The sequence below is a fragment of the Fictibacillus solisalsi genome, from assembly GCF_900103485.1.
In the GTDB taxonomy this organism is placed as follows: Bacteria; Bacillota; Bacilli; order Bacillales; family Fictibacillaceae; genus Fictibacillus_C; species Fictibacillus_C solisalsi.
This window is the reverse complement of record NZ_FNHW01000009.1, coordinates 38,717-48,128: the sequence shown is the minus strand read 5'-3', so window position 1 is coordinate 48,128 and position 9,412 is coordinate 38,717. Positions and strand designations below refer to the sequence as shown.

14 protein-coding genes and 1 other annotated feature are annotated in these 9,412 nt (G+C 45.0%); all 14 genes read left to right on the top strand.

Annotated features, from left to right (window positions below):
• The first annotated feature begins 368 nt into the window (after nt 1-368).
• The 14 genes from epsC to BLT53_RS23775 all read left to right on the top strand — a co-directional run bounded on the left by epsC (nt 369) and on the right by BLT53_RS23775 (nt 9,373).
• Nucleotides 369-1,019 (top strand): serine O-acetyltransferase EpsC, encoded by a 651-nt coding sequence (gene epsC / locus BLT53_RS23840; RefSeq protein WP_090239706.1) that lies wholly within the window; start codon nt 369-371, stop codon nt 1,017-1,019.
• On the top strand, nt 1,016-2,416 hold the full coding sequence (gene cysS / locus BLT53_RS23835) for a cysteine--tRNA ligase (RefSeq protein WP_090239704.1): 1,401 nt from the start codon (nt 1,016-1,018) through the stop codon (nt 2,414-2,416). Before epsC ends, cysS begins: the two co-directional genes overlap by 4 nt.
• Nucleotides 2,417-2,842, top strand: a complete 426-nt coding sequence (locus BLT53_RS23830; RefSeq protein WP_090239701.1) for a Mini-ribonuclease 3 — start codon at nt 2,417-2,419, stop codon at nt 2,840-2,842.
• Nucleotides 2,839-3,585, top strand: a complete 747-nt coding sequence (gene rlmB, locus BLT53_RS23825; protein ID WP_090239699.1) for a 23S rRNA (guanosine(2251)-2'-O)-methyltransferase RlmB — start codon at nt 2,839-2,841, stop codon at nt 3,583-3,585. The genes BLT53_RS23830 and rlmB overlap by 4 nt, the downstream gene beginning before the upstream one ends.
• On the top strand, nt 3,585-4,094 hold the full coding sequence (locus tag BLT53_RS23820) for an NYN domain-containing protein (RefSeq protein WP_090239696.1): 510 nt from the start codon (nt 3,585-3,587) through the stop codon (nt 4,092-4,094). Before rlmB ends, BLT53_RS23820 begins: the two co-directional genes overlap by 1 nt.
• 83 nt (nt 4,095-4,177) lie before the next feature.
• On the top strand, nt 4,178-4,828 hold the full coding sequence (sigH, locus tag BLT53_RS23815; RefSeq protein ID WP_090239693.1) for an RNA polymerase sporulation sigma factor SigH: 651 nt from the start codon (nt 4,178-4,180) through the stop codon (nt 4,826-4,828).
• Between the two features lie 163 nt (nt 4,829-4,991).
• On the top strand, nt 4,992-5,141 hold the full coding sequence (gene rpmG, locus BLT53_RS23810) for a 50S ribosomal protein L33 (RefSeq protein WP_090239691.1): 150 nt from the start codon (nt 4,992-4,994) through the stop codon (nt 5,139-5,141).
• Nucleotides 5,142-5,200: 59 nt separating this feature from the next.
• The gene (gene secE, locus BLT53_RS23805; RefSeq protein WP_090239688.1) at nt 5,201-5,407 is read left to right on the top strand and encodes a preprotein translocase subunit SecE; all 207 of its coding nucleotides are present in this window, start codon (nt 5,201-5,203) and stop codon (nt 5,405-5,407) included.
• 84 nt (nt 5,408-5,491) lie between these two features.
• Nucleotides 5,492-6,025: a transcription termination/antitermination protein NusG gene (nusG, locus tag BLT53_RS23800; RefSeq protein ID WP_090239685.1), complete on the top strand. Its 534-nt coding sequence runs from the start codon at nt 5,492-5,494 to the stop codon at nt 6,023-6,025.
• Nucleotides 6,026-6,194: 169 nt separating this feature from the next.
• Entirely contained in the window at nt 6,195-6,620 is a 426-nt protein-coding gene (rplK, locus tag BLT53_RS23795; protein ID WP_053356210.1) for a 50S ribosomal protein L11, read from the top strand.
• A 198-nt stretch (nt 6,621-6,818) separates the two neighbouring features.
• Nucleotides 6,819-7,520 (top strand): 50S ribosomal protein L1, encoded by a 702-nt coding sequence (gene rplA / locus BLT53_RS23790; protein ID WP_090239681.1) that lies wholly within the window; start codon nt 6,819-6,821, stop codon nt 7,518-7,520.
• 43 nt (nt 7,521-7,563) lie between these two features.
• Nucleotides 7,564-7,713, top strand: a sequence feature (ribosomal protein L10 leader region).
• 40 nt (nt 7,714-7,753) lie between these two features.
• On the top strand, nt 7,754-8,254 hold the full coding sequence (gene rplJ / locus BLT53_RS23785; RefSeq protein WP_090239678.1) for a 50S ribosomal protein L10: 501 nt from the start codon (nt 7,754-7,756) through the stop codon (nt 8,252-8,254).
• 51 nt (nt 8,255-8,305) lie between these two features.
• Nucleotides 8,306-8,668 (top strand): 50S ribosomal protein L7/L12, encoded by a 363-nt coding sequence (gene rplL / locus BLT53_RS23780; protein ID WP_090239676.1) that lies wholly within the window; start codon nt 8,306-8,308, stop codon nt 8,666-8,668.
• A gap of 102 nt (nt 8,669-8,770) precedes the next feature.
• Nucleotides 8,771-9,373 (top strand): class I SAM-dependent methyltransferase, encoded by a 603-nt coding sequence (locus BLT53_RS23775; protein ID WP_090239673.1) that lies wholly within the window; start codon nt 8,771-8,773, stop codon nt 9,371-9,373.
• The last annotated feature ends 39 nt before the right edge of the window (nt 9,374-9,412 follow it).

The window sequence follows — 9,412 nt, the reverse complement described above, 5'->3', positions numbered from 1 at the left end:
CAGTGACCAGAGACTCGACCATTTCACTCTTTCACTACAACACAAAGAGCGTGTTGCCGTTCAAGAGTTCCAATGTTTTTCGTCTCTAAACGGTTACTTCAGCTTTTCTCGATCCAGCTTCAACAGGCAGAGTCTCTGTCGATTCACGCTGACACTTCAACACAAAAAGCGTGTTGCTGTGTCACCGCTCCATCGCCTATCGACTCTAAACGCCTGCTTCAGCTTTTCTTGATCCAGCTTCAACCGCCAAAAGCTTGGTCGTTTCACTCTTTCACCACAACACAAAGAACGTGTTGCCGTTCAAGAGTTCCAACGCCTGCCGCTTTTTAACGGCCGTTTCAGCTTTTCTTAACTAAGGGGGGATTTCCATGTGGAAGCGCATGAGGGAGGATATACAGGCAGTTTTTGATAATGATCCGGCAGCACGCAGCAAGCTGGAGGTCATTTTAACGTATTCAGGCGTGCATGCGGTCTGGGCTCACCGGGTGGCTCACAAGTTGTTCAGACACAATTTCTTGTTTCTCGCCCGTCTGGTTTCACAGATCAGCCGCTTTTTTACAGGAATTGAAATTCATCCGGGTGCACAGATCGGGCGCCGGTTGTTTATAGATCATGGAATGGGAGTCGTCATCGGAGAAACGTGTATCATCGGGAATAATGTTACCTTGTATCAGGGTGTAACACTTGGTGGTACCGGTAAGGAAAAAGGAAAACGGCATCCAACACTTGAGGACCATGCGTTGGTTGCTTCGGGCGCCAAAGTATTGGGATCCATCACAATTGGGAAACATTCTAAGATAGGGGCGGGTTCGGTTGTGCTTCGGGATGTGCCGCCGAACTCGACGGTAGTCGGGATTCCGGGTAGGGTCGTTGTACAGGACGGCGTTAAAATCGGCCAGGAGCTGGATCACTGCAATCTTCCGGATCCGGTGGCTGCCCAATTCCGCGAACTGCAGGCGGAAATTGAAAGATTGCAGGCAGATATGGAACGTTTACGAAAGGGAAGTGAAGTGCGATGAGCTTAGTGATTTATAATACGTTAACCCGTCAAAAAGAGGTATTTAAACCCCTTGAGGAAGGGAAAGTAAAAATGTATGTATGCGGACCTACCGTTTACAACTACATTCATATCGGAAATGCCCGTCCGGCCATCGTATTTGATACGGTAAGACGCTACCTTGAATACCGTGGCTATGATGTGAATTTTATTTCCAATTTTACTGATGTGGACGATAAACTCATCAGGGCGGCCAAAGAGCTCGGCACCGATGTTCCCACAGTAGCTGAACGTTTTATCAATTCGTATCATGAGGATGTTTGCGCGTTAGGTGTCCAGGAAGCAGACTATCATCCGAGAGTAACCGAGACCATGCCGGAAATTATTGATTTTATCAGCAAGTTGGTTGAAAAGGGTTATGCATATGAAGCAAAAGGCGATGTGTATTTTAAAACAAGAGCATTTGACGGATACGGTAAGCTTTCCCATCAATCGATTGATGATCTTCGTTCCGGGGCCCGGATTGAAGTAGGCGACATCAAGAAGGATCCTCTAGACTTTGCACTGTGGAAATCAGCCAAAGAGGGAGAAATCTCCTGGGAGAGCCCATGGGGGAAAGGTCGTCCGGGCTGGCACATCGAGTGCTCGGCCATGGCGAAAAAGTACCTTGGGGATTCCATTGACATTCATGGAGGAGGCCAGGATTTAACGTTTCCTCACCACGAGAATGAAATCGCCCAGTCAGAAGCATTAAACGAAGCGCCGATGGCAAAATATTGGATGCATAACGGGTATATTAATATCAATAACGAAAAGATGTCCAAATCACTCGGGAACTTTGTGCTTGTTCACGATATGATTAAAGAGTTCGACCCGCAGGTGATCCGCTTTTTCATGATGGCCGTTCATTACCGCAACCCGATCAACTTCAGTAATGAATTGCTTCAAAGCGCGGAAGTCAGCCTGAACAGGATTCGTACCGCTTACGGAAATTTGAAGCACCGTCTGGAAGTCAGTGCGGATCTCGCTTCTGATGCGGACCAATGGAACGAAAAAATAGAGCAATTCAAACAAAGCTTCATTACTGAAATGGATGATGACTTCAATACCGCAAACGCCATTGCCGTCCTGTTTGATATGGCAAAAGAGGCCAATGTCTACCTGCAGTCGGAAAATACTTCAACCGCGGTGCTTGCCAAATTTATCAACCTTTTCGAAGAGCTGGCCGGAGTGCTTGGCTTGACACTGACAGAGGAGAAAGAACTGCTGGATGAAGACATTGAGGCGCTTATTGAAGAGCGGAACACAGCCAGGAAAGAACGCAATTTCGCCCGGGCGGATGAAATTCGAGACCAGCTGCGCGACATGAATATCGTATTGGAAGATACGCCGCAGGGTGTTCGCTGGAAGAGGCAGTAAATGAGCAAACAAATCACTAATGCTGATGTTAAACAATTAAATGGAATGACCCTTGCGTATATGGGAGATGCCGTGCTGGAAACCTTTGTGCGGCATCACCTCATTCATTCAGGGCAGGTGAAACCGAACAAGCTCCATACGCTTGCCACCAAGTACGTATCCGCAAAATCACAGGCATCCGTGGTTAAACGGCTGCTCGAGGACGGCTTTTTTGACGAAGAGGAAACCGCGGTTATCATGCGGGGCAGAAACGCAAACCAGGGATCAGTTCCAAAAAATACAGATGTCCAAACATACCGGTATGGGACAGGCTTTGAAGCGATTATTGGCTATCACCACCTGCTGGGCCATGAGGAACGCCTGGATATGATTTTTGAAAAAGTAGTGTCTTTCGTTGAGCAGGCGGAAGAGGGAGGAAAACAATGAGCGAAGAATTTATTATCGGAAGAAATCCTGTACTCGAAGTGCTGCGTTCAGGAAGAGATATCAATAAAATTTTTGTGGGGGAGGGCTCCCAAAAAGGGCCGGTGAGCCAAGTCATACACATGGCCAAAGAAAATAATGTGCTGGTTCAGTTCGTTCCGAAAAAAAAGCTGGATTTGCTGAGTGATGGCGGAAACCACCAGGGTGTCATTGCGGCGGTAGCGGCTTATGAATATGCCGAAATCGACGATTTATTTCAAAAAGCGGAAGAAAAGGGAGAAGATCCTTTTTTCATTATTCTGGATGAGATCGAGGATCCTCACAATCTGGGCTCGATCATGAGAACGGCTGACGCGGTCGGAGCCCATGGCATTATTATTCCCAAACGGCGGGCGGTAGGGCTTACGGCGGCTGTTGCCAAAGCCTCCACGGGAGCCATTGAATATATACCGGTTGTTCGTGTGACGAATATTGTTCAAACGATGAAGGAATTGAAGGAGCGCGGCCTTTGGTTTGTGGGAGCCGACATGAAAGGGCAAGAAGACTACAGGGAAGCCAAGCTGGATCTGCCGATCGGCCTTGTCATTGGAAGTGAGGGCAAGGGAATGGGCCGTCTGGTGAAGGATACATGTGACTTTCTTGTACGGCTTCCGATGGAAGGAAAGGTTACTTCCCTTAATGCATCGGTGGCAGCAGGTCTGCTCTTATACGAGGTTTACCGCAAACGCCATCCGCAATCATCCTAATGGAAAACATCCTGATCGTTGACGGATACAATGTGATTGGAGCCTGGCCTGAGCTAAGATCCTTAAAAGACTTGGATTTTGCGAAGGCCAGGGATATTCTCATTGAAAAAATGGCGGAATATCAGGCATTTACCGGCTACAGAGTGATCGTTGTTTTTGACGCCCATATGGTGCCGGGCATTGAAAAGAAATCAAAGAATTTTAAGGTTGAAGTCATTTTTACGAGAGAGAACGAAACCGCAGATGAACGGATTGAGAAACTGGCTTCGGAGTTTAAGAATGTGAATACCCGGATTTTCGTAGCGACTTCAGACTATACCGAACAATGGGTGGTTTTTGCCAAGGGGGCTCTTCGCAAGTCTTCGAGGGAACTGAAAATCGAGATGGAGGATATCGAAAAGCGGATTGACCGAAAAGTAAAGTCGGCAAGGGAACGCAACTTTTCGAATATCTCTTTGTCTGAAGAAATCGCTGAAATATTCGAAAAATGGAGAAGAGGCCAAAAATAAACAATCTTGACGCTTTTTCCTGTCATGCTGTATAATATTGTTATATTTTGCCTTGCATTCAGGCTCTGACCGGGGGGATTGTCGTGAGCATTTACCTCAAAGAAATGACGGTTCTGGATTATGAACAGATCGAAGACGAAAGTCTGGTAGAACATGTCCATGTAGGAGACAGTGCCGCGTTGGAATTTTTGATTAACAAATACAAAAATTTCGTGCGCGCCAAAGCAAGGTCCTATTTTCTAATCGGCGCTGACCGGGAAGATATTATCCAGGAAGGCATGATCGGCCTTTATAAAGCCATCAGAGATTATAAAGAGGACAAGCTTTCATCCTTTAAGGCTTTTGCCGAACTGTGCATCACACGGCAAATGATAACGGCCATCAAAACCGCAACAAGGCAGAAACACATACCGCTGAATTCGTATGTCTCTCTGGACAAGCCGATTTATGATGAAGAATCGGACAGGACATTGATGGATGTGATATGCGGAACGAAGGTGACAGATCCGGAAGAACTCATCATCAACCAGGAAGAGTTCGATGATATTGAACTGAAAATGGGTGAGATATTAAGCGATCTCGAACGGAAGGTACTGATGCTCTACCTGGATGGAAGGTCATATCAGGAAATATCCATTGACCTAGACAGGCATGTCAAGTCGATAGACAATGCACTTCAGCGTGTGAAAAGAAAACTTGAACGATATCTTGAATTACGGGAAATAACATTATAAGCAGGGGGACTACCCCTGTTTTTCTTTTTGTATTCAAATGGCCGGTTGCTGCCGCAAGAGCCGTTCCGACCTTTATTGACAAGCCTTTTGCCCTGTGATAATGTGGTAAAAGTAATATAGATATCGTGGATGAGTGGGTCTAAACAGCACGGAAGGTGTTATTATGCGAAAAAAAGTTATTTTAGCCTGCGGTCAATGCAGCAGCCGAAATTATACCACCATGAAAAACCAGGCAGCAAACCCTGAACGTATCGAGGTTAAGAAATTTTGCAGTCATTGCAATGCACACACTACCCACAAAGAAACGAAATAAGATGCCGGCTTGCCGGCTGTTTGCACATATATTAACTTTTAGCTAATGGGGGTAACATGATGGCTGACATTGCAGAAAAAACAAGAAAGTCTCCTGCAAAGTTTTTATCCGACGTTAAGAAGGAAATGAAGAAAGTTAGCTGGCCGAAGCGAGATGAATTGATTCGCTATACAGCAGTTACGATCGGTACTGTTATAGTGATGGCGCTCTTCTTCTGGGTAGTTGACCTAGGCATTTCAAAACTTGTTGAACTCATTGTTGACTAATTTGTTTATATAGAAAGATAACTGGATACACTGCATAGAGTATATCCGCTTAGGAGGGAAAGGACACGGGTTGTCCCGATAAATATGGAAAAAAACTGGTATGTCGTTCATACGTATTCAGGGTATGAAAACAAAGTGAAAACGAACCTGGAAAAGCGCGTGGAATCAATGGGGATGTCGGACAAGATTTTCCGTGTGCTCGTTCCTGTCGAAGAAGAAACGGAAGTAAAGAACGGCAAAACGAAAACAGCCATGAAAAAGGTCTTCCCCGGTTATGTTTTGACTGAAATGGTCATGACTGACGATTCATGGTATGTGGTTCGAAATACCCCGGGTGTTACAGGATTCGTAGGATCTGCAGGAGCGGGTTCCAAACCAACTCCGCTATTGCCTGAAGAGGTTGAACACATTCTTAAAGGCATGGGTATGGAAGAGCCTCGCATCGAAGTGGACTATGAGCTTAAGGAAGCTGTGAAAGTGAAGGAAGGTCCGTTTGCTGACTTTGTGGGTACGATCGAAGAGATCGATCCGACCAAGCGGAAACTTAAGGTTCATGTCAACATGTTTGGCCGTGAAACGCCGGTTGAACTGGATTTCAACCAGGTCGTCAAACTCTAGTTTCAAAGTAATTTTAAAAACGCTTGAAATCCAACTTAAAAAGTGATAGACTTTTTAATGTTTGATATTTCTAAACAACTGCTTTCTCCTAAGCATGGGGGAAGCGTATTTTTGAGTGGGAGGGTATTACACCCATATACCACATCACGGACTTAAGGAGGTGTGTCGCGTGGCTAAAAAGGTTATTAAAATGGTAAAGCTTCAGATCCCTGCTGGTAAAGCAAATCCGGCACCACCGGTTGGACCTGCACTAGGACAAGCTGGTGTTAACATCATGGGATTCTGTAAAGAGTTTAACGCTCGTACTGCTGATCAAGCTGGTTTAATCATTCCGGTTGAAATCACGGTTTTTGAAGACCGTTCATTTACATTCATTACTAAAACCCCTCCAGCTGCTGTACTTCTAAAAGTAGCTGCTGGTATCGAGTCTGGTTCTGGTGAACCAAACAAGAAAAAGGTTGCAACTGTAAAACGTGATAAAGTTCGCGAAATTGCAGAATCAAAAATGCCTGACCTAAACGCTGCAAACGTTGAGTCTGCAATGCGCATGGTTGAAGGTACAGCACGCAGCATGGGAATTGTTATCGAAGACTAATCCTGATGCGTCAAACGGGTTGCGAGTAAAGGAGACATCCTACCGGTAAAACGGTTCGCAACCTTTATTAATGAAACAAAGCCTGCAGCTCGGGTGTTTAGTGTCGGGGCAAGAAGGCGCAGCGGCCCTCAAAATCTCGGGTGGCCGTTTAAGTGGGAGGTATATCCGCTAAACCACATAAGGGAGGAAATTTTTACAATGGCTAAAAAAAGTAAGAAATACCAAGAAGCGGCTAAACTAGTAGACCGCCAAAAAGCTTATGAAGCTGCTGAAGCGATTGAGCTTGTTAAAAAGACTGCAACAGCTAAGTTTGACGAGTCTGTTGAAGTAGCAGTACGTCTTGGGGTTGACCCTAAGAAAGCGGACCAACAAATCCGTGGTGCTGTCGTGCTTCCGCACGGAACTGGTAAAACTCAACGTGTATTAGTATTCGCTAAAGGCGAAAAAGCAAAAGAAGCAGAAGCTGCTGGAGCTGACTTCGTAGGCGATACTGACTACATCAACAAAATCCAACAAGGATGGTTCGACTTCGACGTGATCGTGGCAACACCTGACATGATGGCTGAAGTTGGTCGTCTTGGACGCGTGTTAGGACCAAAAGGCTTAATGCCAAACCCTAAAACAGGTACTGTAACATTTGAAGTTGAAAAAGCGGTTAATGATATTAAAGCAGGTAAAGTGGAATACCGTGTTGACAAAGCCGGTAATATTCACGTGCCGATCGGGAAAGTTTCTTTCGAAGACAGCAAGTTGTCCGAGAACCTTGGAACAATCATCGATACGCTTATTAAAGTTAAACCAGCTGCTGCAAAGGGTACTTATATCCGCAACGTAGCAATCGCTTCTACAATGGGACCTGGAATTAAAGTTAACCCATCTAACTTTTCTCTTAAAAAATAGTTGACAAACATTTTCTAAGCTGATATAGTTTGAAATGTTGTAAATAAATATCTATGTCATGCCGTAGACAGCGGGGGCCATTTGGCTTAATCATCCTGCCGAGGTGTGTAGCGCAGAATCAATCAATTTATGATTGCTTAATTTCTGAAACCTACGCCTCCATGTCTGTCATGGAGGCTTTTCTTATGGCTACGGTATGAAGATGACAAGACTATTCTACAGGAGGTGTAAGGATGAGCAGCATTATTGAAACTAAGAAGCAGTTGGTTTCTGACATCGCTGGACAATTGCGCGAGAGCAAGTCAACAATTCTTGTTGACTATCGTGGTTTGACTGTAGCGGCAGTAACTGAGCTTCGTAAACAACTTCGTGAAGCTGGAATCGAGTTTAAAGTTTACAAAAACTCAATGACTCGACGTGCAGCTGACGAAACTGGCTTATCTGAGCTTAACGAGCATTTGGTTGGTCCTACAGCAATTGCATTCAGCAATGAAGACGTAGTGGCTCCGGCTAAAATCCTTAACAACTTTGCTAAGGAGCACGAAGCTCTTGAGATCAAAGCTGGTGTAATTGAAGGCCGTATCGCAACACTTGAGGAAGTTAAAGCTCTTGCAGATCTTCCATCACGCGAAGGACTTCTTTCTATGGTACTCAGCGTGCTTCAAGCGCCAATCCGCAACTTTGCGTTGGTTACTAAAGCCGTTGCAGAGCAAAAAGAAGAACAAGGCGCATAAGCCTTTCGTTTTAAATCAAATAAGATTTAACTAACTAAGGAGGAAATTATAATGTCTAAAGAAATCATTGAAAGCCTAAAAAGCATGACAGTTTTAGAACTTAACGACCTAGTTAAGGCAATTGAAGAAGAGTTTGGTGTAACTGCTGCAGCTCCTGTAGCTGTTGCTGGTGGAGCTGCTGGTGCAGACGCTGCTGCTGAGCAAACTGAATTTGATGTAGTTCTTGCAAGCGCTGGCGCTTCTAAGATCAAAGTTATCAAAGTAGTTCGTGAGATCACTGGACTTGGTCTTAAAGAAGCTAAAGAACTAGTTGACGGTGCTCCAAGCAATGTTAAAGAAGGCGTTGCTAAAGAAGAAGCTGAAGAAATTAAAGCTAAACTTGAAGAAGCTGGAGCTTCTGTAGAAGTTAAGTAATCTTAAACCAAAAAAGGGTTCGCCAACAGGCGGACCTTTTTATTTGAAATCATTTGGGTAATACTGATATCAGGAATTCCTTTGGATGAAAGGGAGAAAAACATGAGTGGCCATTATTATTCAGAAAATCCTGATGCGAAAAGCAATCCGAAAACCTGGACGTTTGTTCTGAGAAACCGTGAATTGAAATTCACATCGGACGCCGGTGTGTTCTCCAAAAAAGAAGTCGATTTTGGAAGCAGGCTGCTGATCGAGGAATTTGTCTTCCCGGAAATCAGTGGAGATTGTTTGGATGTGGGCTGTGGGTATGGTCCGATCGGGCTTGCGCTTGCGAAAGAAGATGAAAGCCGTCAATTGCTGATGGTGGATGTGAACGAACGGGCGCTCGAGTTGACCCGGGAAAACGCAAGGAAAAACGGAATATCCAATGTTGAAGTGCGAAAGAGCAATCTTTTTGACAATGTACAGGAGTCGGGATTTGCGGCGATACTCACCAATCCGCCTATCCGGGCAGGAAAGAGGGTTGTCCATCAGCTTTTTGAAGACTCTTATGAAAAATTGCAAAGCAATGGAGAGCTGTGGGTTGTCATTCAAAAGAAGCAGGGAGCTCCTTCCGCCATCGAGAAACTTAAGGCAGTTTTTGATGAGGTAGAGACCGTTTCCAAAAGCAAAGGATATTTTATTATTCGTGCAAAAAAATGTTGACTCCGCCTAGGGTCTATGCTATTATTGTAAAATGCCAAT